The organism is Streptomyces sp. NBC_00647, assembly GCF_045207245.1.
In the GTDB taxonomy this organism is placed as follows: domain Bacteria; phylum Actinomycetota; class Actinomycetes; order Streptomycetales; family Streptomycetaceae; genus Streptomyces.
This window is the reverse complement of record NZ_CP109040.1, coordinates 5,457,124-5,481,655: the sequence shown is the minus strand read 5'-3', so window position 1 is coordinate 5,481,655 and position 24,532 is coordinate 5,457,124. Positions and strand designations below refer to the sequence as shown.

Annotated in this window: 25 protein-coding genes and 1 pseudogene; 12 read left to right on the top strand and 14 right to left on the bottom strand. The window is 72.5% G+C overall.

Annotated features, from left to right (window positions below; translation table 11 throughout):
- Positions 1-79 precede the first annotated feature (79 nt).
- A complete protein-coding gene (locus tag OG788_RS24085) occupies positions 80-538 on the top strand; it encodes a cupin domain-containing protein (protein ID WP_406373343.1) in 459 nt (152 codons plus the stop codon).
- A 183-nt stretch (positions 539-721) separates the two neighbouring features.
- Entirely contained in the window at positions 722-1,141 is a 420-nt protein-coding gene (locus OG788_RS24080; protein ID WP_351552042.1) for an ATP-binding protein, read from the top strand.
- Between the two features lie 316 nt (positions 1,142-1,457).
- Here the strand turns inward: OG788_RS24080 and OG788_RS24075 are convergent, their stop codons facing one another.
- Together OG788_RS24075 and OG788_RS24070 are read right to left on the bottom strand one after the other, a co-directional pair.
- Complete coding sequence (locus OG788_RS24075) at positions 1,458-1,661, bottom strand: cold-shock protein (protein ID WP_020871138.1); 204 nt, start codon at positions 1,659-1,661, stop codon at positions 1,458-1,460.
- Between the two features lie 281 nt (positions 1,662-1,942).
- A complete protein-coding gene (locus tag OG788_RS24070) occupies positions 1,943-2,257 on the bottom strand; it encodes a MerR family transcriptional regulator (RefSeq protein ID WP_406373341.1) in 315 nt (104 codons plus the stop codon).
- A gap of 199 nt (positions 2,258-2,456) precedes the next feature.
- On the opposite strand from OG788_RS24070, the gene OG788_RS24065 reads away from it, so the two are divergent.
- Positions 2,457-3,299, top strand: a complete 843-nt coding sequence (locus OG788_RS24065) for a hypothetical protein (protein ID WP_406373340.1) — start codon at positions 2,457-2,459, stop codon at positions 3,297-3,299.
- A 103-nt stretch (positions 3,300-3,402) separates the two neighbouring features.
- Here OG788_RS24065 and OG788_RS24060 read toward each other — a convergent pair whose 3' ends face one another.
- Positions 3,403-5,241, bottom strand: coding sequence for an alkyl/aryl-sulfatase (locus OG788_RS24060; RefSeq protein ID WP_406373339.1), 1,839 nt, complete (start codon positions 5,239-5,241; stop codon positions 3,403-3,405).
- A 155-nt stretch (positions 5,242-5,396) separates the two neighbouring features.
- Between OG788_RS24060 and OG788_RS24055 the strand changes: the two are divergent.
- A pseudogene (locus OG788_RS24055) lies at positions 5,397-5,936 on the top strand (TerD family protein); the annotation flags it as partial.
- 34 nt (positions 5,937-5,970) lie between these two features.
- Here the strand turns inward: OG788_RS24055 and OG788_RS24050 are convergent.
- The 5 genes from OG788_RS24050 to OG788_RS24030 all read right to left on the bottom strand — a co-directional run bounded on the left by OG788_RS24050 (position 5,971) and on the right by OG788_RS24030 (position 10,967).
- Entirely contained in the window at positions 5,971-6,192 is a 222-nt protein-coding gene (locus OG788_RS24050) for a hypothetical protein (protein WP_037614735.1), read from the bottom strand.
- Between the two features lie 422 nt (positions 6,193-6,614).
- Entirely contained in the window at positions 6,615-8,186 is a 1,572-nt protein-coding gene (locus OG788_RS24045) for a transglycosylase domain-containing protein (RefSeq protein ID WP_406373338.1), read from the bottom strand.
- Between the two features lie 206 nt (positions 8,187-8,392).
- Complete coding sequence (locus OG788_RS24040) at positions 8,393-9,130, bottom strand: hypothetical protein (RefSeq protein ID WP_351552598.1); 738 nt, start codon at positions 9,128-9,130, stop codon at positions 8,393-8,395.
- A complete protein-coding gene (locus tag OG788_RS24035; RefSeq protein WP_406373336.1) occupies positions 9,127-9,678 on the bottom strand; it encodes a SigE family RNA polymerase sigma factor in 552 nt (183 codons plus the stop codon). Before OG788_RS24035 ends, OG788_RS24040 begins: the two co-directional genes overlap by 4 nt.
- Before the next feature lie 332 nt (positions 9,679-10,010).
- Positions 10,011-10,967 carry a L,D-transpeptidase gene (locus tag OG788_RS24030; protein WP_406373335.1) on the bottom strand — a complete coding sequence of 319 codons (957 nt, stop codon included), beginning with the start codon at positions 10,965-10,967 and terminating at the stop codon, positions 10,011-10,013.
- Positions 10,968-11,078: 111 nt separating this feature from the next.
- Between OG788_RS24030 and OG788_RS24025 the strand changes: the two genes are divergently transcribed.
- Entirely contained in the window at positions 11,079-11,636 is a 558-nt protein-coding gene (locus tag OG788_RS24025) for a SigE family RNA polymerase sigma factor (protein WP_406373334.1), read from the top strand.
- Positions 11,626-12,381, top strand: coding sequence for a L,D-transpeptidase (locus tag OG788_RS24020; RefSeq protein WP_406373332.1), 756 nt, complete (start codon positions 11,626-11,628; stop codon positions 12,379-12,381). The genes OG788_RS24025 and OG788_RS24020 overlap by 11 nt, the downstream gene beginning before the upstream one ends.
- Before the next feature lie 103 nt (positions 12,382-12,484).
- On the opposite strand, the gene OG788_RS24015 is transcribed toward OG788_RS24020, so the two are convergent.
- On the bottom strand, positions 12,485-13,294 hold the full coding sequence (locus OG788_RS24015; protein WP_406373331.1) for an alpha/beta fold hydrolase: 810 nt from the start codon (positions 13,292-13,294) through the stop codon (positions 12,485-12,487).
- A gap of 252 nt (positions 13,295-13,546) precedes the next feature.
- Between OG788_RS24015 and OG788_RS24010 the strand changes: the two genes are divergently transcribed.
- Entirely contained in the window at positions 13,547-13,936 is a 390-nt protein-coding gene (locus OG788_RS24010; protein WP_406373330.1) for a MarR family winged helix-turn-helix transcriptional regulator, read from the top strand.
- A gap of 11 nt (positions 13,937-13,947) precedes the next feature.
- On the top strand, positions 13,948-14,226 hold the full coding sequence (locus OG788_RS24005; RefSeq protein WP_266760765.1) for a ribosomal protein L7/L12: 279 nt from the start codon (positions 13,948-13,950) through the stop codon (positions 14,224-14,226).
- Between the two features lie 98 nt (positions 14,227-14,324).
- Here the strand turns inward: OG788_RS24005 and OG788_RS24000 are convergent, their stop codons facing one another.
- Positions 14,325-15,668 carry a helix-turn-helix domain-containing protein gene (locus tag OG788_RS24000; protein ID WP_406373329.1) on the bottom strand — a complete coding sequence of 448 codons (1,344 nt, stop codon included), beginning with the start codon at positions 15,666-15,668 and terminating at the stop codon, positions 14,325-14,327.
- Between the two features lie 483 nt (positions 15,669-16,151).
- Here OG788_RS24000 and OG788_RS23995 point away from each other — a divergent pair, with 483 nt between their 5' ends.
- Positions 16,152-17,399 (top strand): amidohydrolase, encoded by a 1,248-nt coding sequence (locus OG788_RS23995; protein WP_406373327.1) that lies wholly within the window; start codon positions 16,152-16,154, stop codon positions 17,397-17,399.
- Between the two features lie 12 nt (positions 17,400-17,411).
- Here OG788_RS23995 and OG788_RS23990 read toward each other — a convergent pair whose 3' ends face one another.
- From OG788_RS23990 to OG788_RS23980, 3 genes are all read right to left on the bottom strand, one after another.
- Complete coding sequence (locus OG788_RS23990; RefSeq protein WP_406373325.1) at positions 17,412-18,848, bottom strand: hypothetical protein; 1,437 nt, start codon at positions 18,846-18,848, stop codon at positions 17,412-17,414.
- Positions 18,849-18,972: 124 nt separating this feature from the next.
- Positions 18,973-20,151, bottom strand: coding sequence for a PP2C family protein-serine/threonine phosphatase (locus tag OG788_RS23985; RefSeq protein ID WP_406373324.1), 1,179 nt, complete (start codon positions 20,149-20,151; stop codon positions 18,973-18,975).
- Positions 20,152-20,180: 29 nt separating this feature from the next.
- Positions 20,181-20,819 (bottom strand): NAD(P)H-binding protein, encoded by a 639-nt coding sequence (locus OG788_RS23980; protein ID WP_351552555.1) that lies wholly within the window; start codon positions 20,817-20,819, stop codon positions 20,181-20,183.
- Positions 20,820-21,051: 232 nt separating this feature from the next.
- Between OG788_RS23980 and OG788_RS23975 the strand changes: the two genes are divergently transcribed.
- Positions 21,052-21,486, top strand: coding sequence for a hypothetical protein (locus OG788_RS23975; RefSeq protein ID WP_406373323.1), 435 nt, complete (start codon positions 21,052-21,054; stop codon positions 21,484-21,486).
- Positions 21,487-21,664: 178 nt separating this feature from the next.
- Here the strand turns inward: OG788_RS23975 and OG788_RS23970 are convergent, their stop codons facing one another.
- The gene (locus tag OG788_RS23970) at positions 21,665-22,228 is read right to left on the bottom strand and encodes an SH3 domain-containing protein (RefSeq protein ID WP_406373322.1); all 564 of its coding nucleotides are present in this window, start codon (positions 22,226-22,228) and stop codon (positions 21,665-21,667) included.
- Between the two features lie 247 nt (positions 22,229-22,475).
- Between OG788_RS23970 and OG788_RS23965 the strand changes: the two genes are divergently transcribed.
- Together OG788_RS23965 and OG788_RS23960 are read left to right on the top strand one after the other, a co-directional pair.
- Entirely contained in the window at positions 22,476-23,375 is a 900-nt protein-coding gene (locus tag OG788_RS23965) for a hypothetical protein (protein WP_406373321.1), read from the top strand.
- Between the two features lie 129 nt (positions 23,376-23,504).
- Entirely contained in the window at positions 23,505-24,515 is a 1,011-nt protein-coding gene (locus OG788_RS23960; RefSeq protein ID WP_406373320.1) for an endonuclease/exonuclease/phosphatase family protein, read from the top strand.
- Positions 24,516-24,532 lie beyond the last annotated feature (17 nt).

The window sequence follows — 24,532 nt, the reverse complement described above, 5'->3', positions numbered from 1 at the left end:
CCCACACCCTTCCAGACACACCCGGGTGTCCACCGGGTGTTGGTTGAACCCCTTTCAACCCGCGTGATACAGGCAGGGGGTGACTTCTCATGACACCGGGATTCCGGAACTGGCCGCCGCCCTGAACATGCAACCCCACCCGGAGGGCGGCTGGTTCGTCGAGACCTGGACCGCGCCGCAGGCCTTCCACCCCGACGGCTACCCCGGCCCCCGCGCCGCCGCCTCCGCCATCTACTTCCTCCTCGCCCCCGGAGACACCTCCGCCTGGCACACCGTCCGCTCCGACGAACTCTGGCTGTGGCACCGCGGCGGTCCCCTCGACGTGCTGCTCGGCGGCGACGGGAACTCCCCTCAGTCCACCCCGCAAGTCGTCCGTCTCGGTCCCCGTGTCGAGGCCGGGGAACGCCCTCAGGCCCTCGTCCCCGGCGGCGTCTGGCAGGCCGCCCGACCGGCCGGCGACCAGGAGGTTCTGGTCAGTTGCGTGGTGGCGCCAGGGTTCGACTACGCCGACTTCCACCTGCTGGACTCGGGGCGCTGAAGGAGCCCGCGCACGGACGTGTGGCGGCTTTGTGACGTAGGTCGTTGGTTGCGGATCGCCCGGGAGGGGCATCACCCGAAGGCAGGACCGGCCGCGCACCGTCTCGCGCGGGGTCCCTGTCGACGGGGACGGAGCCGTCGGCCGGGTGCTGGTTGTCCTGGAGGGGGAAGAGAGGTGTCAGTCATGCGTGCGCACCAGCGCACCGTCCGGCCGACCGCCCGCGTGGAGTACACACTGCCGCGTACGGCCGTCTCGGCGGGCAGGGCCCGCAAGCTGACCACGGCGTTTCTGACCCGACCACGACCACGGCTCGCGTCGCCGACCGCCGACCAGGTGGACGACGCCACACTGATCGCCTCCGAGCTCGTCGCCAACGCCGTTCGGCACGGCCGCAGCGGCTGCAGACTGCGCCTGCAACTGGGGCACGGGCACGTGACGGTCGAGGTCCGCGACGACAGTCCCGGACGGCCGCAGGTCGGCGTCCTGGACGCGGAGTCGGAGAGCGGCCGGGGCCTGGCGATGGTCCAGCAGCTCGCCCACAGCCTGGAGGTCGTCAGCACGAGCCTCGGCGGCAAGACCGTCCGCGCGGTCCTCGCGGTGTAGCGGGCTCAGGCCATCGCCGTCACGGTCACGGTCACGGTCACAAGGTCCGTCGACAGCGACATCCGCACGCGCGTCTTCATCCGCATCCGCATCCGCATCCGCATCCGCATCCGCAGGCATCGCCATCGGCAACCATCACGATCGCCATCGGCGGGCATCGCTCGATTCGGTGCGGTCGAACCGAAGAGCTGAGTTTGGCGCCACGGAAAGTGGGAACAGGGCGCCGAAAGTTCATCGCATATTCAATGACCGCGAAAAAACAGATGGCCGGGGTCCACACCTTGCGGTGCGAACCCCGGCCACCCGGTGTCCCGGACTAGGCGGGGACGATGTTCTCCGCCTGCGGGCCCTTCTGGCCCTGCGTGACGTCGAAGGTCACCTTCTGGCCTTCCTGGAGCTCACGGAAGCCAGAGGTGGCGATGTTCGAGTAGTGGGCGAAGACGTCGGCGCCGCCGCCGTCCTGCTCGATGAAGCCGAAGCCCTTTTCCGCGTTGAACCACTTCACGGTGCCAGTAGCCATGTCAAATCTCCTTCGGGGCAAAGCTCGAAGGTCCACACTGTGTGGACCTGCGTCGCCGCAATGATTGCCCCAACCGGAATGCACCGGAAAAACTTTGGGAACCACAACTGCAACTGAAATCGACACTAGCACGCTGAGGGCCTCGAAGGGGGCGCACTATCTCACCCCGGCGTGGGGAATAACAAAACCTCGTGGACCCGCGCACCAAATTCTGTATCGGCCGATGCAGATATCCCCGGGCCCGGCGGAGAATCGGTTCCAGGAGGGTGCCGGACTCCCGCTCAGGCGTCCTGCGGCGTCGACCCGCGCAGCTCCGCGTTGATCCGCAGGGCCTCGTCGAGACAGTCCTCCAGCGTGACGATGCGGCAGGCGGCCTCGACGGGAGTGCCCTGGTCGACCAGGTCCCGGGCACGGGCCGCGACACGCAGCTGGTTGGCGGAGTAGCGGCGGTGGCCGCCCTCGGAGCGCAGCGGCGTGATCAGCCCCGCTTCCCCGATGGCCCGCAGGAACGCGGGCGTGGCGCCGATCAGCTCGGCTGCCCGGCCCATCGTGTAGGCGGGGTAGTCGTCGTCGTCGAACCGGTCGGTGGGGCTCATGGTGCTTCCCTGGGGCGCGTGCATCACCTTCCACTTTGGCAGATCCCGGTCCGGTACCGGCCGGGAGCACCCCGCATCGGCCGTCACGTCCGCGCGTCGCGCTCACCCGGACGGCCCGGTGCGCTGGTGGGAGGCCGTGGCCGGTGATGGCGTGGGAGGACACAGCCCGACCTCGGGACTGCCCTCGGGAGGCCTTCGCATGAGCATGAACCGTCCGTCCTGTCTCCTCGCATCCGCCCTGACAGCGGGGATGCTGCTCTCGACGGCCGCCTGCTCGGACGACGGCGGCGACGGCAGTGGCTCCGGCCGTACGGACGTCTCCGCGTCCCCTGTCTCCGCGTCCCCCGTCGCCGAGGAGCCCCGCGCCGCCTCGTCCTCCCCCTCCGCCGTCCGCACGCTCACCAAGGACGAGGCCCACACCGCGCTGATCACCAACTCCGACCTGGGGTCGCAGTGGAGCGAGTCGAAGGGCGTGGCGACCTGGCACGACGCGCTGCTCAAGAGCACGGTCGACCCGGCGGACTTCATCACCGACAAGGCGAACGCCACCCAGTGCCAGAAGCTGCTGGACGGTCTGTACACCGAGGATCTGCTGGGCGAGCCGAAGGGCGCCAGTGCCGTCACCGGCTTCGACGACAGCGACAACGACGCCCAGATGCGCTACGAGGTCGGGGCGTACGGGAAGACGGCGCTGGACGACAAGCTGAAGTGGCTGAAGACACTGCCGGACGCGTGCGACGAGTTCACGGCCGTCAACGGCAAGGGCGACCGGCAGACGGTCCAGGTCATCTCGACGGATCTGCCCGATGTGGGGGACGCCCGGCAGGGACTCAGGGTGACGATGAACGGTGAGCTGGAGGGCGACCCCGAGACCCTGACGCTCGACTTCGCCACCGTGCGGGTCGGCGACAGCGCCCTCTCCCTCACCAACGGCGGCCTCGACGGCACCGAGCACGACTCCACCGAGCAGGCGGTCGAAGCGGGCACCAAGCGGCTGCAGGACGTACTGGCGGGGAAGTCGCCCGCTCCGACACAGGGCTGAGAACCGGGTCGGACCCGGACCGGCGCCGCCGCTCCCCGCTGTACGGGAGCGGCGGCGCCGCGTCTCTCCGGGCGGACCGGCCGGAGAGAGGCGGCGAGCGCCGTCAGGGCGTGACGACCGGGAACCCGGTGTCGGGGTCGCTGACGTACGAGACGAGGCGGGCCAGCAGGGCCGTGTCGCCGTCGCTCTCGATCCCCTCGAGGCCCCCGCCGGCCAGCAGGCCGAGAAGTTGCGGCTTGGTGAGGACGAGCGTCAGGTCGGCGTGCGGCTTCGGGGTGTGGTGGACCGGCATGGAGCGGTGTGTGAGGGCGCCGTTGTGCAGGTTGACGCGGTGGCGCCGCTGCTCGTCGGTGACGACGAGGTCGAGGGTCAGCCGGTCGTCCCACGCGCGTGGTCCGTCGATGCGTACGGCCAGGGAGTCGAGGAGCATGCCCACGGTGAGGGCGGACACCATCTCGGGGTTCGAGGGATCGACGTCGTCGGCCTGGGGTCCCTCGCGCAGTTCCAGGGCCGCGGTCAGGTAGAAGTTGCGCCAGGTCGCGTTCTCGGCGCCGTGGCCGAGGCGGTCGTAGACACCGGCGAGGGCCCGCTTGGCGGCGGTGTCCTCCGGGTCGGCGAAGACGAGATGGTTCAGGAGGGTGGCGGCGAAGCGCAGGTCGCCGTCGGCCGCGTACCGCTCCGCCTTGCGCAGCGCCTCTTCCGGGCCGCCCGCCACGTCCACGTAGCGCCGGGCCAGCTCGACGGGCGGGTGCTCCCACAGATGGGCCGGGTTGCCGTCGTACCAGCCCATGTAGCGCTGGTAGACGGCCTTCACGTTGTGGCTGAGGGAGCCGTAGTAGCCGCGGGCGTGCCAGGCGTTCTCCAGCGCGGGCGGCAGCCGCATCTCCTCGGCGATCTCCGGACCCGTCAGGCCGTTGTTGAGCATGCGCAGGGTCTGGTCGTGGAGGTACGCGTACAGGTCGCGCTGCTCGGCAAGGAAGCGGACGACGTTGTCGCGTCCCCAGGTCGGCCAGTGGTGGGACGCGAAGGCGACGTCGTAGGTGTCGCCGAAGAAGTCGATGGCCTCGTCGAGGTAGCGGGCCCACTGGCGGGCGTCGCGGACCAGGGCGCCGCGCAGGGTGAGCAGGTTGTGCATGTTGTGCGTGGCGTTCTCGGCGAGGCACAGGGCCCGCAGGTCCGGGAAGAGGAAGTTCATCTCGGCCGGGGCCTCGGTGCCGGGAGTGAGCTGGAAGACGATGCGGACGCCGTCGACCGTCTCCGTCTGGCCGGTGCGGGTGATGTCCAGGGTCGGCGGTACGAGCGTGATGGTGCCGCTGGAGACCGCCGGGCCGAGGCCCGTGCTGATCTGGCCGTCGGGCGCCTTGGGCAGATGGTCGCCGTACATGTAGCCGGCGCGGCGGATCATGGCGTTGCCCGCGTAGACGTTCTCGCTGACCGCGTGCTCCAGGAAGCCCTCCGGCGCGATCACCGGGACGCCCTCCTCGGTGCCGCGCGGCAGCACCCCGCGGGAGCCGCCGAAGTGGTCGCCGTGCGAGTGCGTGTAGATCAGGCCGGTGACGGGGCGGTCACCGCGGTGCGTGCGGTACAGGGCGAGCGCGGCGGCGGCGGTCTCGGCGGAGATCAGCGGATCGATGACGATCACTCCGCGGTCGCCCTCGACGATCGTCATGTTCGAGAGGTCGAGGCCCCGCACCTGGTAGACGCCCTCGGTGACCTCGTAGAGGCCCTGCCGCGCGCACAGCTGCGCCTGCCGCCACAGACTCGGATGCGCGGTCCCGGGACACTCCCCGTCGAGAAACCCGTACGCCTCGCTGTCCCACACCACCCGCCCGTCCTCCGCCTCGACCACAGCGGGCCCGAACGCCGCGAGAAACCCCCGATCGGCGTTCTCGAAGTCGGTGACGTCGTCGAACGGCAGCTCATCACGCGCGCGGAGTGTCATACGACCAGCCTCGGCCGGGGCATGACGCGAGGCATGTGGTGTGGGCCGTTCGGGGCCGGGGCAATGCGGACGAAGCGGCACCGGTGGCACCGGGCGCGGATATATGGTTCCCCTGATGCGCCGGAGAGTGTGGGGTGCGTCACACAAGGTAGGGGGTGCTCCCCGTCCAGCGGACCAGACGTGGCACGGATCCCCGGGACCGGCGCGTCGCCCTCGCGGACCGGCTGTGCCGGGACGGAAAACTGGACGCCGAACTGCGCATCGAGGGAACGCCCGGCGTCCTCGCGCTCTGCGCGGGCCTGCGCACCGGCAAGCTGCGGACGTCCATCGAGATCCCGGCTCCGGACCAGGGCTATCCGCTCACCTGGGCCAAGCGGCTCGTACGGCAGCTGGACGAGGCCCCGGCCGATCTGCACGTGGAAACCCTCGTCGACGGGGAGACGGGCGGGCCGCGGGGCACTCTGGAGCGGCTGCGTCCCGAACCGGCGGACATCCTGCCGGCGAACGGCGCCCGGATCACCGGCTTCCGGTTGTCCCTCTTCCGGGGGATGGGGAACACCCGTGGCAACGCCGAATCGGGCTTCATCCGCAGTGTCGACGACTCCGTCGACCGCTTCCACACTCTGGTGGTGGCCACCCTGGAACGCCGCGCACCGCGGCCCCGGCAACCTGTGGTGGGGGCTGCCGCGGGCTGAGGTGGCGGGCCGGGGTTGCTTCAGTGTGTTCGGGTCAGAGCCGGTCCATCCGGGTGTAAGGGCTCAGGACGCGGACCTGGCGGGCGCCGAAGTCGACGAGCATCGCGATGCCCTCTTCGACGCCGACGATCGTGCCCAGGCCGTACTGGTCGTGGGAGACGCGGTCTCCGAGGCTGAACTCCTTGGCCACGGGGACGACGGGTGCGGCGAAGGGGCTGGTGGGCAGGTGGCGCCGGGGCGCGGAGGATTTACTCATCGTGATTCCAGTATGGGCCCTATTCCGGCGGGCGGTAGGGCTTGATGGTCTCGATCCCGCTCCGACTCCGGGTCCCGGACCGCTCGGGAACGCGGTGGGCGGGGACCCCGGTGGGCGGTCCCGGCCCGGTCCGCCTCGCGTTCCCGGAGGTCAGCCGTCGGGGTGGGCGTTCCGCGATCATCCCGGCACGCGGAAACGTCCTCCGGACGGGCATGTCGTGGACCGGACAGATCGCGTCGGCGGGTCACAGGCCCGACCGGACGCGGACCCGTACCCCGGTCAGGGCCCGCCCCGGACGGGGTTCGCGAGGCGCCGCCGTGGCGGAATCCGAGGGCGTGCGCCGGCGCTCCACGGTCGACCCATCGTGCGGACGAGCGGAAGTCGTCGTACGTGGCGTGCACCTCGTGGAAAACCGAGTCGGGCTACTCGGGGCGGACGTCGAGCGGGGGCTTGACGGGATCCAGCCGGTTCATGACGCCCTCCACGACATCGGCGGCCAGCTGCGCCGCCATGAAGGGGAGCTGGGCGGTGCGGGCCGGGTGCCGGCCGTGGGCGGGACGCTGGGCGAAGAGGGCGACCGTGGTGGACAGCTTCGCGTCGTACGTGGTCCTCCACAGGGTGCGGGTTCCGGCGCCGCCGGTGAACACGCCCCGGGGTCCCGAGGCGGAGTGCAGGAGTTTGGTGACGAGCTGCGCGGAGAGCGGGTCCATCGCGGTGCGGGTGTGCGGGCGGGCCGAGTAGAGCGTGCGGCCGTCCCGGGTGATCTTCTGGACGGTGTACGGCTCGGCGTACCGCCCGCCGGCCGCCGCCGTGGCGTACGCGGCCGCCAGCGCGAGCGGGGAGGGCGCGGCGCGCTTCGGTAGCGCGGCCAGCGGAGGGCGGAGCTCTGCCCGCGTGAACGGCTCCATCGCCGTGCCCGCCTCCACCGCTCCGGCCAGCGCGTTGTTGAACGGCTGCCGGGCGTAGTCCGCACCGCCGTACAGCACCCGGACCGCGCCGTCGCCCGGCACCAGCGCGACCACGGCGGAGTGGAGCCGGGTGCCCTCGGCGGCCGCCGGTCCGGCCGCCGGTTCCGCGGCCGCGTCCTGGGCGGTGAGGTCGAAGGTGGTGCGGACGGTGTAGCCGCCGCGGGCCAGTTCGTCCTGGGTGACGCCGAGCCGGTCGGCGGCCTCCGCTCCGGCCGCGTCGATCAGATACTGGCGCTGGCCGTCCGTGGCCCCCGGCGGATAGAAGCGGAACGCGGGGAAGCGGGCCGCGGCGCGCTGGGCCGGGGTGATCGCCCCGCTGTCGGCCATCGCGTCCAGCACCCATTCCCAGCGGCGCGTCAGTTTCGCCGTCACCGCGGCGTCCGAGCCCGCCTTCTCGTAATACGAGGGGATGTTGACGACGGCGGCGAGGGCGGCTCCCTGACCGACCGACAGACGGGCCGCGTCGACGCCGAAGTAGTTGCGCGCGGCGGCCTGGATGCCCGCGGCCCCGCGGCCGAAGTAGACCGTGTTGAGGTAGCCCTCCAGGATCTCGTCCTTCGACCGGGTGCGGTCCAGCTTGATCGCGATCAACGCCTCCCGTGCCTTGCGGGACAGCGACTGCTGGGGACTGAGCAGGGCGTTCTTCACGTACTGCTGGGTGATCGTGGAGCCGCCCTGCCGGCCTCCGCCGCTCACCGTCGACCAGGCCGCCCGGGCGATCGCGGTCGGCGAGATTCCGGTGTCCGTGCGGAAGGAACGATTCTCCGCGGCGATGACCGCCTCCTGGACATGGCGCGGAACCTGGGCGAGCGGGACCGCCTGCCGGTCCACCGGGCCGCGCCGCCCCAGGTAGTCACCCCGGGTGTCGAGGAAGACCGTGCTCTGCATCGCGGTCTCCGGGTGCGGCTCGGGGATCACGGTGAGCCTGTACGCCACCACCCCAGCGCCCACGAGCGTGAGCACGAGGACCATCAGGGCGATCAGCGCGCGGCGCAGCCGACGGCCCCGGGTGCGGCGGGCCTTCACCCGGCGGTCGTGGAGGAACCGGCCGAGGCCGGCCCGGACGCGTGCGCCCGGGCGTTCGCGTTCCGCGTGAGTGGTCGTCCCCCTCCCCGCCCGGATGCGGGACCGCCGCCGGGAGGCCGCCGTCCCCGTCAGGGTTCGCGTGCGCCGGCCCGTCACGGCCCGCACGCGCCGCGGGGCCGACCCGCGCGTCAGGGAACGTACGCCCTTCACGGCCGGTACCCCTGACGGGCGATGACCCTGCCCGTGGAGTCGTACACCGTGACTCTCCACGGGTCGCCGGTCGGGGTCTCGTCCGGGGAGGGGGAGGCCGGCACCGCCGTCACCGCGTACCAGGCGCCCCAGCCGGGCCTGCCCGCGAGGGTCAGGGCGGTGGCGTGGACGACTCCCGCGGGGGTGGTGACCTCGACGCGGGCCGGTTCACCCGTTCCGTGGAAGACCCCGGAGAGGAACCTGCGGTCGTCGCCACGGGGGGACAGCCGGAACGAGACGCCCGGGCCGTTCATGTCGAGGTTGCCGTCCACGACGCTGCTGGACTGGGTGGGCATGCCGGGCTCCGTCCAGTGCGTACCGTCCTTCGTCAGCCACATCTCGGTGCCGGTCGTCACCCCCACCCGCTCGCCCGGTGCCACCACCCGCACTCTCGCGGCGCCCGCGGAGGGGGAGGGGCTCGCGCTGGAGCCACGCCCGGCGGGCGGCGTCACCGAGCCCGCCGGACCGGAGGCCACGCCGTCGCGGAGTCCGACGACGGCGAGCGGCACCAGCAGCGCCCCGCAGGCGGCCCCCAGCACGGCGGTCCTGCGGCGCCGCCGGAGCCGCCGGCCCTCGCGTTCGATGGCGCCCAGCGGCACGGCGGAGGGCGTGACGTCGCACGCGGCCTCGGCGAACACCTCGCGCAGCCGCTCGGCCTCGGCCGACGTGCGCGCGGAACGGGACGAGTGGTTCATGGGCGAACTCCGGAGACGGGGTGACGGCCGGTGAACAGGGGATGGGCCCGCAGCGCTTCCAGGCCGCGCCGGGCATGGGTCTTGACGGTGCCGACCGAGCAGCCGAGCAACTGGGCCGTCTCGGCCTCGCCCAGGTCCTCCCAGTAACGCAGCACCAGCACCGCGCGCTGCCGTGCCGACAGCGCGGCCAACGCCGTGTCCAGGGCGGCCCGTTGGGTGACGGCCTCCGCGTGTCCCGGCTCGCGGTGGTGGGCGCGCTCGGGAACGAACGGCATCAGCAGGTGGACGACCCGTCTCTTGCGCGTCCGGCTGATGTTGTTGTTGACCAGCGACCGGCGCACGTAGAAGTCGATGTCGTCGCCGGGGATGCGTCGCCAGCGGGCGTACACCTTGGCCAGGGTGGTCTGGACGAGGTCCTCTGCCTCGTGGAAGTCGCCGGTGAGCATGTGCGCGGTGCGCACCAGGCGGGGCCAGGCGGCGGTGGCGTACTCGGCGAAGTCCCCGCTGTCGCAGTGGATTTCGGAGGTGTCGGTGGGGTTGTGCGGCACGACCTGCGGTCCCTCGGGTCGGGTGCGTGGGGGGCGGAGGGAGGCGGCGGAGCCGGGACCTGAACGGCCCGGCACCCCCGCCCACATGCTCAGTTCAGGTCCAGCCGGGAGTACACCTTGCCCTCGGTGACGTACACCGCGGGCGCCCCGACCGGTGCGGGGGCGACGACCGCCACGACGGCCATGCACTTCTGCGTTCCTGCCATGAACGGACAACTCCTCGTGATGTACCCGGCGTTCGGACGGCGGGAGGGCACCCTCCCCTCCTACAAACTCCCGGCGTCCGTGGGCCGGATGACACCGGCCGGCGACTTTTTTCGCGCGGGTGTACGTCAGTCGAGCGCGCTCGCCGCCCGCCACTGGTCCCAGGGCAGGTTCCAGTCGCCGTAGCCGTTGCCGACGGCGACCGTGTCGCGGGAGCCGACGACCTTGACGACGTCCCCGGGGATGACCTCGTCGTAGAACCTCTTCGCGATGCCGTCGGTGGCGAGTCCGACGCAGCCGTGCGTGACGTTCTGGTGCCCGCCGTAGGTGTTCGCCTTCGGGTTCTGGTGGAGGTAGGTGCCCGAGGTGGTGAGGTGGACCGCGTAGTAGTAATAGCCCGCGTACGCGTCGCCGTAGCCCACGCTCCGCGAGTTCATGAAGACCTTGGTCGCCTTGTCGGAGACCACCATCGTGCCGTTCCAGGTGTCCATGCCCGGCGCGCCCGCGGTGATGGGCACGCGGCGCGACGAACCGGCCTTCTCGACCGTCATGAAGTGTGTACGGACATCCACCGTGGCGACGAGGGAGCGGCCCACCGTGAAATGCCTGATGATTCCGGCCCCGGCCCGGACGGTGACCGCTGTGCCGGGCTTCCAGTACGCGCGCGGCCGGAAGTCGACGCGCTGCCCGTCGAGCAGGTTGTGGCCCCTGACCCAGCCCCAGGACCCCTCGACATCGGCGGTTACCTTCAACTGCCTTTCCACATCGGCCCGTTCGGCCACCGGTATCGGGTGGTCGAAGGTCACCGAGATCGGCATGCCGACCCCCACGGTCTGCCCGTCCGCGATGTTGACGTGCGCGCCCGTCAGGGACTTGGGCGGCGTCGCGGAGGGCTTGGGAGCCACCCTGCCCGTCGGCTCGGCGGTCCCCGTGGCAGCCGCCCCGCCGCCCCGCCCCGCGTCCGCCCCCCTGTCTCCGTCGGCCAGTGCCTGCGCCGAACACCCCGTCAGCGCGAGCGCGCACACGGCCGCGGCGCTCCAGGCGCGGGCGAACCGACTGCGGCCACCGCAGCGTCTCTTGGTCATGGTGATCCCCCTGTGGTGTGTTTCGATGGGCGGCGTACGGGACCTGTACGCACGGCGGGGACAACCGGGTTGCACACGGCCGACGAAACTCCGGACATTCCGGCGGGGGGCATGACCGAGGAAGAGTTCGACGCGTTCTACGCGACCGCGTTTCCCCGACTGACCGGCCAGCTCTACGCGTTCACCGGGGACCACGGCGAGGCGCAGGACGTCGTCCAGGAGGCTTTCGTCCGCGCCTGGGACCGGAGGCGGGAGTTCCTCGCCGACGGGGCGCCCGAGGCGTGGATACGGACCGTGGCGATACGCCTCGCGGTGAGCCGCTGGCGCCGTGCGCGCCGCTGGCTGGAGCTGGTGCGGAGCACACCGCCGCCCGAGCACACCCCGGGCCCCGGGCCCGAGCGCACCACGCTGATCACCGCGCTGCGCACCCTGCCCGAGGCGCAGCGGATGGCGATCGTTCTGCACCATCTGTGCGACTTGAGTGTCGAGCAGGTAGCCTCCGAAACCGGTGCCCCCGTCGGCACGGTCAAGGCCCGGCTGTCCAGGGGCCGGGCCGCGCTGGCACGGGTGCTCTCGGAGGATTCGGCGGACTCGGCCGGCTCCGCGCGTCCGACGGACTCCGCGGGTCCGTCGGGCAGGGGGGAGAGGGAGGACGACCGTGTCCGATGAGCTCACCTCCGACCTGCGGGAGCTGGCCGCCGAGGGCGAGAGGCCGCCCACGCTGACCGGTGCGGAGATCCGTGGCCGCGCGGTACGCCGCCGACGCCGCCGCCGTACGGCACTCGCCGCGGCCGGCGCCTCCGTCGCGGGAGCCCTCGCCCTGGTCGTCGCGCTGAGCCTGGGCGGCGGCACGGACCGCGAGCTGCCCCCGGCCGCGAGCCCCACGGTCACCGCGAGCCCACCGGCGACGCCGGACGCCACGGTCGACCTGGGCCGGCGCGTGCTGTCGGTCGCGGGCCGTCAACTCCCCATCACCGCGGGCACGGTGAAGACGCCCACGCCCACCGGCCGGATGACGGTCCTGGCGAAGAAGGCCGTCGATGTGCTCACCGCTCGGGACGTCGGATTCAGCGACAAGTACGACGTCAAGGCCCCCTGGGTGATCCAGCTCGGCGCCTCCGACGGCTCCGAGAACTTCATCGCCACCATGACGTACGACGAGAAGGCCCTGGGCAACTACGACCGCACGGGCGGCTGGATCGGCCTGCGCCAGGCCGACGCCAAGTGGCTGTACGAGCAGCTCTCGCCGGGCGCGGTGATCGACATCGAGGCCTCGGGAGCGGCGGACAGGACCCCTTCGCCGACGCCGACAGGGGTGGACGGGCGCGGCGTGGCGACGGCGGGTTCGACGGGGATGGACGGGGGCGCGGCGACGGCGGGCACGGGCACAGGACCGGGAACCTCGGGCGGCTAGGGGGCGGCCGACGACCGGACGGCGGCCCCGGGGGCCTCGGGCTCGGGAACGTTCGGCAACCGACGGTCCCGGGGAACGGTCGGTGGCCGGAGCGCCGGTGGCTCTATGCGTCGGCGCGGGCAACAAGGTGAGCGTCGAGTGCGGCGAACGTCGCCTCGGGCCGCTCGATGTGCGGCAGGTGACCGGCCTCGGCGATCGTCTCGAACCGCCCCCGGGCGAACGCCTCCGCGTAGGCCCGCCCGTACGCGGGCGTCACGATGCGGTCGCTCTCGCCCCACAGCACGAGGACCGGGATCCGCACCCGGCCGAGCCGGTTCAGCAGCTTCGGGTCGTGCATGTACGGGTCACCGGCCAGCACGCGCAGGGTGGCCAGGTTGGCCCGCTGGGCGGCGATCCGTTCCTCCGTGAGGGTGGCGGGGTCCACGGCGAACCGGGCCGGATCGTGGAACGAGTACGTGGCGATCTCGTCCGGCCGGAGCGCGAAGATGTCGCGGACCGGCTCTCCCGGAACGGCCACTCCCGCCGCGTTGACCAGCACCAGCGAACCGATGACCGTGCCGTCGTCGCGGAGGGCCATCTCGGCGCCGGTCCAGCCGCCGAGTGAGGAACCGACGACGAGGACATCGCGGTGGCCCTCGTCCCTGAGCCAGTGCAGATAGGCGATCGCAAGGTCGTCGACACCGGTGAACCAGCCGGGACGCCCGGTCCCGTTCCAGCCGGGGTGCGTGGGAACGACGGCGCGCATGCCGTGCCGGGCGGCCAGATGCCCGGCGATGCCCTGGACGGTGGCCGGCCCGCCCCCGCCGTGCAGGACGAGCGCGACCCTGCCGTCGGCGGGGCCGGTCTCGGTGAGGGCGACGGGAAGGTCGGGGCGCGGGAAGACGGTGCGGGTACGGAACTCGGTGTCGGTCATGCGCCCCACGCTATCTACGCATACATATATACGCAAGCTTAGATTCTGGATTAGGATGCGGACATGAGCGCGAACCATGAGGAACCCGGGCCCCGAGCGTCAGCCCCCACCCCTGCCCCCGCTGCCGCTTCTGCTGCTTCTTCTACTTCTGCTGCTTCCGCTGCTTCTTCGTCAGCTGGCCTTGCCGCCTCCGTCGGCGTCGGACCGGACTCACCCCCCGGCCCCGTCGATGTCGAAGAGTTGGGGCGTGCCGTGAAAGAGGCGCAGTACCGGCATCACCGCACGCTCGACACACGCCTCTCGTCGGTCGGCACGACGCTGGCGCAGTGGGACGCGCTGCGGGCGATCTCCCGTGGGCCGGGAGCCTCCGCGCACGAGCTGGCGGTCGCGACCTTCCAGGGCGACCAGGCCTTCGGCACCCTTGCCTCCCGGCTCGCGGCCCAGCACCTGATCGAGCGCCGTCCCGGTCGTGGCCGCCGTATCGAGCACCATCTGACGGAGGCCGGCGAGCGCGTCCTGGCCGCAGGCCGTGCCGTCACCCGCGAGGTCCTCACCGCGTCCTTCGGCCCGCTCGACGAAGACGAACGGGCAACGCTGCTCGGCCTGTTGCGCCGACTCGGCTCCCCGGGCGAGGCACTCTAGGATCAGCGACCATGGAAATAACAGGTCTTTTCGTCCTCGCCGCGCTCGTGATCGCGGGCTTCGCCGGCCTGGAGAGCAAGCTCGGCCGCACCGACCGCAGGATCGCCCACGTCGAGCGCCGGCTCGACCTGATCCTGGACCACCTCGGCATCCGCGAGGATCCGCCGCACCTTCCGCAGGTCACCGCCTTCCTGCGCGACGGCAAGAAGATCCAGGCGATCAAGGCCTACCGAGAGGCCACGGGCGCGGGCCTGAAGGAGGCGAAGGACGCGGTGGAACGCATGAACTGACACCTCCGCCGCCCGCCGTCTCCGGCGCCCGCCACCTCCGGCGTCCAAGCGGCCGGAGCGTCTGGTCCGGTGCCGGAGGGGCGTGACGTCGGTACGTGTCAGAGAGGCGGCTGCGCCGGGGCGGGGCCCAGGGTCGTCGTGCCCGGGGCCGTGCGATGGCCGAGGCCCGTTCGGTAGGCGTCCAGGGCGGCTTCCACACGGCCCGTACGGCGGAGCAGGTCGCCCAGCAGCCGGCACAGGTCCGCCAGGTCCCCGGCCGCGCCCGCCCGCTCCAGCAGGCTCATCGCCCGCACATAGTGCTCCTCCGCCGCCTCGGTGTCCCGGGCGTCCTCGGCGATGATGCCGAGCAGGCGGTGCGCGGCCGCCGAGTGGATGGCGCCCCGCTCGGAGTTCAGGTCGCCGAGCACCTGGTGCAGCAGGGCGGCCGCCTCGTCGGACTTGCCGCGCCGGTGCAGCACGTCGGCAAGCTCCACCGCGACCTGGCTGGTGTAGAGCGCGGCTCGCTTGGCGGAGAGCATGGCCTGCGCCTCGCGCAACTCGTCCTCGGCGCTCTCCAGTTCGCCGTTCTGGGCGTACAGGTATCCGCGCATCCAGTGGCAGTTGGCGAGCTCGGTGCGGATCTGGAGCTGCCGGTAGAGCTCGGCGGCCTTGGCGAGGGAGACGTCGGCCTCGGCGATCCGCCCCTCGGCGATCATCGTCCGCGCCACCGACCGGTGCATCCGCGCCACCAGGGCCGGGTCGCCGACCTGCGGCGCGAGGGCGAGCGCGAACTCGGCGGCCTGGGCGGCCCGGGCGTGCGCGCCCATGTCCATGTAGGGCGCGATGACTCCCGTGTAGAGAAGGAGCAGCGCGTCGGGGTCGTGCAGGCCCGTCCGGTTGAGCTCGTCGAGGGTGGACTCGAACAGGTAGCAGGCGTACCGGAGTTCACCGGCGAGGTAGTGGGAGACCGCCCGGCCGCGCACGGCCGGGACCCGCTGCGGCAGCGGCGCGTCCCCCATCCGCTGCTCCGACTCCTCGAAACGCCGCTGCGCTGTCTCCAAGTCACCTATGTCCAGGGCGCATTCCCCGAGACCGAGGAGCGCCGCGGCCTGCTCGGCGACCAGTCCGTGCGCCTCCGCCTCGGCGAGCAGCGCGGTGTAGACGTCGGCGGCCACCTCGGCCTCTCCGGTGGCGAGCGTGCGCTGCGCGTCGGTCAGCCGCAGCCGCAGGTCGGTCGCAAGGTGGGCGGGCCGCCCCGTGGCCAGCTCCTCGTAGGCGACCCCGAGCCGGCCGGCGATGTGCCGCAGCGCGGGTTCGGAGGCCCGCACCCGTCCGGCCTCCAGGGTGGAGATGTACGCGGGCGTGTACGCGGGCTCCGCCAACTGCTTCTGCGTCAGGCCGCGTTCCGTACGCAACTGCTGCACCCTGCGCCCGATGATCTCCGGGTCGTCCCGCTCCGCCATGGGTTAAGCATGCCATTAAGCCGAGTTAAGTCCGGCCTGTTGTTGACTCTCGTCCAACTCCCCATGACCCTCTTGCGATGGGAGGACGAGAACCTCTACGTTAAGCGGCGGATTAAGCCTGCTTAATACGCCGCTGTTGTTGCGAGGTCACCGTGCTCCGACGTATTTCCGCGCGCTACTCCAGAGGGTTTCTCGCCGCCGTCATCGCGGTCGCCGCGCTGGTCACGGTGGCGAACGTCGGCCCCGCGAGGGCGGCAGGACCGGCCCCCGCAGCACACACCGCCTCGAAGACGGCCGGGCATCAGGGACTCCCGACAGGACGCTGACCCGGACGCGCCGCCGTCCGTGGAAGCGGTCGCCGACCGGCAGGGGTGGCAGTCCGCCCCGTCCCGACCGTCCAGGGGATGACGGGCAGCGGTCCCCTGGCCGTACGGCCGCTCCGAATCCCCCGTACGAGGGACACCCGCCGCTTACGCTGGGCCCGTGACCTCTGCCGCCGCCCGCATCGCGCTGGACCTCACCGCCGACCTCCCGGTCCCCGCCCTGGAGGACTTCTACCGCGACCTGCACCGGCACCCCGAGCTGTCGCTGCGCGAGCACCGCACGGCCGCCGCCCTCGCCGAGCGGCTGCGCAAGGCCGGGTACGACACGACCGAGGGCGTGGGCGGCACGGGTGTCGTGGGCGTCCTGCGGAACGGGGACGGGCCCACCGTCCTGCTGCGCGCCGACATGGACGCGCTGCCCGTCGCCGAGCGGACCGGCCTGCCGTACGCCTCGGTGACCGACGGAGTCATGCACGCCTGCGGTCACGACCTGCACGTCACCTGGCTGACCGGTGCCGCCGAGGCGCTCGCCGCCGGGCGCGACGCCTGGTCCGGCACGCTGGTGCTGGTCGGGCAGCCCGCCGAGGAGACGGGCGAGGGCGCCGCCCGGATGGTCGCGGACGGGCTCCACGAACGCTTCCCGCGGCCCGGTGTCCTGCTCGCCCAGCACGCCGCACCCGGACCCGCCGGGCTGTACGCGCACTCCCCAGGTCTGATCATGTCCGCCTCGACGGACATCGACATCGTCGTGCACGGGCGGGGCGGCCACGGTTCGCGGCCCGAGGCGACCGTCGACCCGGTGGTGACGGCGGCGTACATCGTGACGCGGCTCCAGACGGTCGTCAGCCGGGAGGTCGCGGCCCGGGACTCCGCCGTGCTGACGGTGGGGCGGATCGAGGCCGGTACCCGGCACAACATCATCCCGTCCGAGGCCCGGATCTCCCTGAACCTGCGGACCCAGTCGCCGCAGGTGCGGGAGCGGATGATCGCCGCCGTGCGACGCGTCGCGGCGGGCGAGTGCGCGGCGGCCGGCTGCCCGGCCGAGCCCGGGATCACCGTGGGCAGCGACTTCCCGGTGACCGTCAACGACGCCGACACCGAACGGCGGACCGCCGCCGTGCACGGAGAGGTCTTCGGTGCCGGGACGATCCTCGACCCCGGTCCGGCCATGGGCAGCGAGGACTTCCCACGGCTCGCCGCCGGGGGAATCCCTTACTCCTACTGGTTCGTGACCAGCACCCCGGCCGACGTCTGGAACACGGCCCCGGGCGGCGACGACCTCATGACCAGGCTCGCGGCCGTGCCCAGCAACCACAGTCCGCACTTCGCCCCCGACCTGTGCACGCTCGCGCCGGGCGTACGGACCCTGGTGTCGGGGGCGCTGGCGTTCCTGTCCGTCGGCGGCTGAGACTTCCCGGTCTCAGGCCTGCGTCTGCAACTGGCGCAACTGCTCCTGGACGTGGTCCAGCGCGCCTTCCCGGCGCCCGGGCACGCGCAGCCTCAACCGCGCCAGTTCCGCGCCGAGTTCGCGGGCCCGCGCCGGATCGCCGACACGGCCCCACTGGTGGTGCGCGCGGTCCACCGCCGACTCCACCTCCGGGGCGTCCGCGGCCTGCCCCGCGTCCAGCCGGGCCACCGCGACCGCCAGCCAGATACGGCAGCTGCGCTCGGGGTCCCCCGCGAACATCGCCAGATCCGCCCGCACCTCCATCCAGTGCAGCACCTGCTCGGAGCCGGGCCCGTACGCGTGCAGCGCCTCCTCCTCCCGGCGGCCCGCCAACCCGACGGCCTCACCGTGCCGTCCGGCCCGGACGGCCGCGGTGATCTCCCCATGGGGATCGGAGGACGGTGAACTCTCCCGTGGAGTCGCCTGGCCGGGGATGGCGACCGCCATCGGCCGCGGCGGGACGGCCGGTTGAGAGCCCGGCGAGGTGGACGGCCCACCCCGGGACGGTGCGCCGAGGGGCGGCCCGTGCGGCGTGAGCGGCGCGGACGGAGCGGGCGGCGGGGCCTGCGGCGCGGGCGACGCGAACGGAGCGGGCGGCGGGGCCTGCGGGAGCGGCGGCGGAGATGTCACGGTCGTGAACGCCGGGGCCGGGGGCCACGGCTGCCCGGCCCAGGACTGCCCGGGACCGGGCGGGAACGGCGGCGCGCCGGTCTCGGCGACCACCGCAGCCGGGGCAGCGGCGGAAGCGGGCGCGCCCGGACCGCCCTGCCCGGGTGCGAACAGCAGATCCGCCGCCCCCGGCCGGGCCGCCGCGTCCTCGCCCGACGTCCTCGTCAGCGCCTGCTGGTGAAGCTGGAGGAGGGGAGGCCGGTGACCGCTGCGAAGGATGGTGGCGACGGCTCTCATGTACGTCGGCTGCGCCACCGTACGACGGGGCGGCGGCGGGGCGACCCGGCCGTACAGGGCGGTCGCCGGACCCACCGCGAGAGGGCGCCCGGCGAGGTGCGTCCAGGTGTCCGCGTCCGTGTGCAGGTCGACGAAGACGCTCGTCAGGCCCGGTGGACGCAGCCGGAGTTCCTCGGTGACCCAGTGCCAGGGGAAGGCCGTGTAGCGGACCGTCGCCGGGGTGGTGCGGGCCAGCGCGAGATGGGGAAGCCGCTGGCGGCGGTCCAGTTGGAGCTGCCCGGTCACGAACATCGTCAGCGGTCCCGGAGACGTCGCGGCCGCGCGCAGCCGGGTCAGCACGGCCTGCGGCTCCAACGGGTCGGCCAGCTCCACGACGTTCGCGGTCTCGGTGCCCGAGAGCACCGACGGGGCGACGGCCGCGAGCACGGGGAGCACGGAGGCCGCGTCCACCAGACACCCCTTGCCCACCGGCGAGGCCGCGAGAAGCAGCACGGTTCCGGGCATAGGTTCCCTCCCCCATCGATCAGGTACGTCAGCACCGTAACCGCTGCGCATGCAAAGGGGGGACGCGCGGCGGGCGAACTCACCACCGCCCGACCGGACCTGACGTCCCGGTCCGCCGTCCCCGCTACGCCCGCCGGCCGCCGGGAGCCCGCCGCCGTACGGCGAAGATCGTCGTGTCGTCGGCGAGTCGGCCGCCGCAGTGGTCCAGGGTGCCGTCGCGGACGAACCGCACGAGGAGACGCGGGTCGGCGGTGCGCGGGTCCCGGGCCAGTGCCCTCACGAGGGCGTCGCGGAGCGGGAAGAAGTCCCCCGCCGCGTCGCGGGCCTCCGTCACGCCGTCCGTGACGAGGAGCAGCGTCTCGCCGGGAGCCAGCGGAACCCGCAGCACCGGCGGCGGCCCGGACGTCAACTCGCTGAATCCGAGCGGCAGTCCGTCCCCGGGCGGCAGGCTCCGTACGCCGTCGGGAGTGACCACGAGCGGAGGTTCGTGGCCGAAGTTGATGACCTCGACGGTGGCCGTCGTGTCCTCGGAGAAGGCGACCAGGACGCCGGTCGCGAAACGGTCGCCCTCGTCGCGGCCGAGAGCCGCGCAGTAGCCGACGTGCCGCAGCATCCGGACCTCCAGCCGGCCGGCGACCGTGGCGAGGACCGGTTCGTGGTACGCCGCCTCGCGGAACGTGCCGAGCAGAGCGGCCGCCGCCTCCACCGCGGCGAGTCCTTTGCCCTGGACGTCGCCGAGCAGCAGGCGGGTGCCGTGCGGGCCGGGCTGGATGTCGTAGAAGTCGCCGCCGACCCGGGCGTCGCTGTCGGCGGTGAGGTAGACGGCGGCGTGGTCCAGGCCGCCCCAGCCCGGCGGCATCGGGCGCAGCACGGTACGGCGGGTCGTCTCGGCCACATCCCTCATGTGCAGCATGCGCCGCTCACCGCGCACCCGCACCGAGCAGGCGAGGACCGCGAGGACTCCGCCCGCCAGGACGAGGATGAAATCGGGCAGACCCGTCCGGTACTCGTGCGGCCACGACCTGTCGACGACGACGTACGTGAGCAGCGACAGCACGGCGAAGGCCGCTGTGCCCCGCACCCCGCAGATCGCCGCGGCGATGGCCGGTACCAGGGCCACCCAGGAGATGATCCGGAACCTGCCGGAGGTGTTCGCGTCGAGCAGCGCGATGGCGATGAGCAGCAGCAGCGGCGGCACCCAGGCGACGCTGCGCCCGCGCGCACGCAGGGGTTTCTGCCGTTGGACGTCGTCCGGCCGTCCGGCACGCGGGAATCCGTCGAGGGTGGATCCACGGGCGGCCACCTCGCCGTACCGCCTCCCGTTCTGCGCGCTCAGTACGCGACCGACATCCGGCCGTTCGGGTGGACGGGCATCTCCAACTGGTCGACGAAGGCCATCGCGTAGTCCTCGGCGCTGATCCGGCTGTGGCCCTCGGCGTCGGTGAGCATGCGGTCGCCGCCGATCCTGAATTCGCCCGTGCGTTCGCCCGGACCGATCTCCGCGGCGGGCGAGATGTAGGTCCAGTCGAGGTCGTCGACGTACGCCCGGTAGAAGGCGAGGGCGTCGCGGTGGGCCAGGGCCTCGGGAAGGTAGGTCTCCGGGAAGTCGGGCTGGTCACAGGCGGCCTGACCGGGCGCGACCTCCAGGGTGCCCGCGCCGCCGACGATCACGAGCCGCCGTACCCCGGCCGTCCGGACGCCGTCCACCAGGGACTGATTGAGGACGAGGAAGGGTTCGCGGGGATCCGAGCCGTCCCGGGGCGGGACGCATGCCGACCCCACGGCGTCCGCGCCGGCCACGAGCTCGGCGACCTTCGCCGGGTCCGAGGCGTCGGCCGCCGTCGAGGCGACCCCGGGCACCGGGGACTGCCCGGACCGGCTGACCGCGACGACCTGGTGTCCGCGTGCCGACGCCTCCGTGGCGATACGGCTGCCGACCATGCCGGTGGCGCCGAAGAGTACGAGCTTCATGCACCTCAGCGAAGCACGCGACCATGATCACCGCATCCCGGCGCGGCATGTGCCCGTGATCCACAGGTCCCGGCGCGGCATGTGCCCGTGATCCACGCGCCCCCGCCGGCGCCCGTCGACGACCGGCGGAGGCCCGTCGCGGAAGCCCTGCGACGGCCTCCCGTCCCGACTTGCCAGGGGCTCCGGCGAGGTGTGACCTGGAAGGCGGGGGCGAGCAGAGAGGAGTCCTCCCATGGCTCAAGCCGCACCTGTTTCAGGGACAGCGAGTACATCCGGATCGACCGACGTCTTCGGGGCGCAGACCCACACGATCGCGAAGTGGGCGGTACCCGTCGCCGCCGGTCTCGTCTACGGCTTCTGGGCCGCCGCCATCAACCGGGACACCGGTGCGATCACTGGCTGGAACGTGCTGTTCGGCTTCGTGTGCGCCATCGCGTTCGCGGCGGCCTACATCGGCGTCCGCGCGCTGGCGCCGATGATGCGGCGCGAACTTCATGCGGTGGCGTGGGCCGCGTTCGCGGGCTGTGCGTTCGGTTTCCTGTACAGCCAGACCGACGCGACCGTCCTGCGGTCCGTGTTCATGTCGCTGGCGGTCGCCGTGGGCGTGTTCGCGGTGGCCTTCTACCGCTACTACACGCGCGAGGACGCTGCGGGAAAGGCGAGCTGACGTCGTCCTGTGCCGTTCCGGCCTCGCGGGAGGCCGGAACGGCACACGTCTGACACGTCACCACAGCTGACACGTCACCACGTCTGACACGTCGCCACGACGGACACGTCACCACGGCATACGGCGCACGAGGCCCCGGCGGGAGCCGGGGCCTCGTGCGTCTCCCTCACTCACCTACTCACCTGCCACCTGGGACCCAGTCCCAGGAGTTCGAGGAGTTCGAGGAGGAGCCGGACACGGTCCAGGTCCAGGAGCTGGAGACGCTGAAGCTCCAGGTGGAGCCGGTCGAACTCCAGCCGGGGTCGTTGCGCGGGTTCCGGTCGTTGTCCCAGTGCGCGTTGTGCCACACCCCGTCCTTCTCACCGGGGCACGGGTCCGAGCAACTGGGCACCCACTGGCCGCCGGTGTCGACGAACGCGGCGCTCGCCCATGCGTGGGCGCCGACCAGCCAGTACCAATGGGTGTCGCCGAAGACGCTCTGTCCGGTCACCGCGCACTGGACGCGGTCCTGACTGCCCGGTGAAAGCGCGCCGACGACGGGCGAGTTCGTGCTGGGCTGGAGTCGCAGGTTCAGTTCTCCACGGGAGACGACGGTGCCCCATACGGGACTGCCGGAGCCGCCACCGTTGTCGGTGTGCGCCGACGGTGCCGCCGCCATGGAGGTGCCGGCGGCCGCGACGGTCAGTACACCGCCGCTGAGCAGGGCCGCGGCAAGAGTCCGCAGGGCCGGGGTGGTGCGCATATCGGCCTCCTTTTCCCCAGATCCAGGAAACACCCGTTCGGGTGAGGGCTCCACCGGAGCGGACGGAGCCCTTGGGGCGACTGGGATCCGCGGGGGTGGAAGGCGGCGTGGGAGGCCGTCGAAGAGAGCCGGACGGGGGTCGGAACGCGGCTTCACGGGCGTGGCGGCTCCCCGTTCGGCTTGTCATATGCGCCCATTTGCAGTCAACCCGCTCGCGGACGGCGGCCGGGAGGCCTTGCCTGAAGAGGTGTCCCCTCGTGTCCGGAGCGCTCTCTCGACCGTGCTGATCGGCCTCGCCTGCCTGCTCGCGCCGCTCGGCGCGCTGTCGACCTGGGCGATGTACGGGCTCGGCGATTCGGCGCGGTACGAGGCCACCATGGCGCCGCTCGCCGCCGACGCCGACGTACGGGACGCGATCGCGGCCGGCGTCACCGACGGCATCCTGCGCGAAGTCCACGTACGGCCGAGGCTCCAGGGGCCGGTGAACCATTTCGTGCGGGACGCGGTGCGCTCGTTCACCGAGACCGAGGCGTACCGCACGGCGTGGGAGGCGGCCAACCTGGCCGCGCACGAGGCCGTGATGCGGGCGCTGCGCGAGGACCGTGAGGGTGCGGTGACCGTCGACCTCGCGCCCGTCACCGAGCGGGTCAAACGCCGACTCGCCGACGACCACATGCCGTTGGCCGCCCGCATCCCCGTCGAGCACACCGAGATCACCGTGCTCGAGGCCGAGGACATGGCCCGGCTCCGGAAGGGGTTCCACGTGCTCGAACTCGCCGGTTTCTGGCTGCCGGTGGCGTCGGTCGTCTTCGCGGCGGCGGGCATCATCGTCGCCGTGTGCCGCCGCCGGGCGGTCCTCGCGACGGGCCTCGGCACCGCGCTGGGCGCCACGCTGCTCGGTGTCGCGATCACCGTGGGCCGCACGCTCACACTCGACGACCTGCCGCCCGACGTGTCCCGCACGGCCGCGGGCGCGGTGTACGACGCCCTGACCGAGACCCTCCGGTTCGTCTGCTGGCTGCTGCTGGCCATGGGTCTGACGGTGGCTCTTACCGCCGTGCTCGTCGGCGTCTGCACGCGCCACCGGCAGGCGGCCAGGGCGACCCGGCCGGCTCCGGCGGAGCAGTCGACACAGGTCGGCGTCTGAGACTGCCCCGAGCGGGGGCCGTCCGGACCGCTCCGGGGCCGGACACCGCGTCGGGCAACCCTCCACCACCGCACCCCGTCTTCGGGGGAGGATTCGGACACCTCACCGGGACGAGCGGAAGGCGGGGAGTTGGACACTGCGGCGGCCCAGTGGACGGGCGCGGAGGACCCGGCGTACCGGGAGCGGCGGGGCGGCCGGACCTTCGGGGTCTGGGTGGCCGGTCTGCTGCTGGCGGGGGTGAGCGTCGTCGTCGGGTGCAGGGCGGCCGACACCGACGGGATCACACCCGTACCGCAACTGCTGGCGTTCCTGCCGTGGTTGCTCGTACCGACCGGCCTCGCCCTGCTGCTCGCCCTGCTCGCGCGCTGGCGGACGGGCCTGGTGTGGGGGGTCGCCCTCCTGGGGTTCGTCGCCTGGTTCATCCAGCCCTACGGCAGGGCCGATGAACCCGGCGGCCGTCCGCTCGCCGGGCTGCGGGTCATGACCTCCAACGTGGAGTTCGGGCGGGGGACCGGTTCGCTGATCGAGGCCGTCCGACGTCGCGCGCCCGACATCCTGTTCGTCGAGGAGTGCGACTACGGATGTTCGCGAGCGCTGGAGGACGCCTTCGGAGGCGACGAAGGCGTGTATCCGTACCGGGAGGCCGTCGAGGGGGCCGGGTCCGACGGGTCCGTCGTCATGAGCCGGTTCCCGCTGAAGGGCGCCGACGGCGTGCGCGGGACCATGGGCATGCCGGGCGCCGTCGCCGACGTACGGGGTCACGCCGTGCGGCTGCAGCTCGCCCATCCGATGCCCCCGCTCCCGGGCCAACTCGGCGTCTGGCGGCACGAACTGGGCGAACTGCGCGACTACGCGGACCGGTCCCGTGAACCCACCGTCCTCGCCGGGGACTTCAACGCCTCCCAGGACCACGCCGCCTTCCGCCGCATCCTCGACACCGGACTGCGCGACAGCGCCCGGCTCACGGGCTCCCCTCGGACCCCGAGCTGGCCGGCCAGGACCACGCCGGCGTTCGGCGCGCAGATCGACCACGTCCTGGTCTCCGCCGACTTCTCCGCGGACCGGGCCGCCTTCCTGCGGATCAGCGGCAGCGACCACCGCGCCCTCGTCGTCGACCTCACCCTCCACCAGCGGGATTGAGCCGGGAGCCGCCTTCC

Excerpts from the sequence above, each read along its gene's own strand:
- OG788_RS24080 (WP_351552042.1), top strand. The coding sequence starts at position 722 with ATGCGTGCGCACCAGCGCACCGTCCGGCCGACCGCCCGCGTGGAGTAC.
- OG788_RS24075 (WP_020871138.1), bottom strand. The coding sequence starts at position 1,661 with ATGGCTACTGGCACCGTGAAGTGGTTCAACGCGGAAAAGGGCTTCGGC.
- OG788_RS24070 (WP_406373341.1), bottom strand. The coding sequence starts at position 2,257 with ATGAGCCCCACCGACCGGTTCGACGACGACGACTACCCCGCCTACACG.
- OG788_RS24065 (WP_406373340.1), top strand. The coding sequence starts at position 2,457 with ATGAGCATGAACCGTCCGTCCTGTCTCCTCGCATCCGCCCTGACAGCG.
- OG788_RS24060 (WP_406373339.1), bottom strand. The coding sequence starts at position 5,241 with ATGACACTCCGCGCGCGTGATGAGCTGCCGTTCGACGACGTCACCGAC.
- OG788_RS24050 (WP_037614735.1), bottom strand. The coding sequence starts at position 6,192 with ATGAGTAAATCCTCCGCGCCCCGGCGCCACCTGCCCACCAGCCCCTTC.
- OG788_RS24040 (WP_351552598.1), bottom strand. The coding sequence starts at position 9,130 with ATGAACCACTCGTCCCGTTCCGCGCGCACGTCGGCCGAGGCCGAGCGG.
- OG788_RS24030 (WP_406373335.1), bottom strand. The coding sequence starts at position 10,967 with ATGACCAAGAGACGCTGCGGTGGCCGCAGTCGGTTCGCCCGCGCCTGG.
- OG788_RS24025 (WP_406373334.1), top strand. The coding sequence starts at position 11,079 with ATGACCGAGGAAGAGTTCGACGCGTTCTACGCGACCGCGTTTCCCCGA.
- OG788_RS24015 (WP_406373331.1), bottom strand. The coding sequence starts at position 13,294 with ATGACCGACACCGAGTTCCGTACCCGCACCGTCTTCCCGCGCCCCGAC.
- OG788_RS24005 (WP_266760765.1), top strand. The coding sequence starts at position 13,948 with ATGGAAATAACAGGTCTTTTCGTCCTCGCCGCGCTCGTGATCGCGGGC.
- OG788_RS24000 (WP_406373329.1), bottom strand. The coding sequence starts at position 15,668 with ATGGCGGAGCGGGACGACCCGGAGATCATCGGGCGCAGGGTGCAGCAG.
- OG788_RS23990 (WP_406373325.1), bottom strand. The coding sequence starts at position 18,848 with ATGCCCGGAACCGTGCTGCTTCTCGCGGCCTCGCCGGTGGGCAAGGGG.
- OG788_RS23980 (WP_351552555.1), bottom strand. The coding sequence starts at position 20,819 with ATGAAGCTCGTACTCTTCGGCGCCACCGGCATGGTCGGCAGCCGTATC.
- OG788_RS23975 (WP_406373323.1), top strand. The coding sequence starts at position 21,052 with ATGGCTCAAGCCGCACCTGTTTCAGGGACAGCGAGTACATCCGGATCG.
- OG788_RS23970 (WP_406373322.1), bottom strand. The coding sequence starts at position 22,228 with ATGCGCACCACCCCGGCCCTGCGGACTCTTGCCGCGGCCCTGCTCAGC.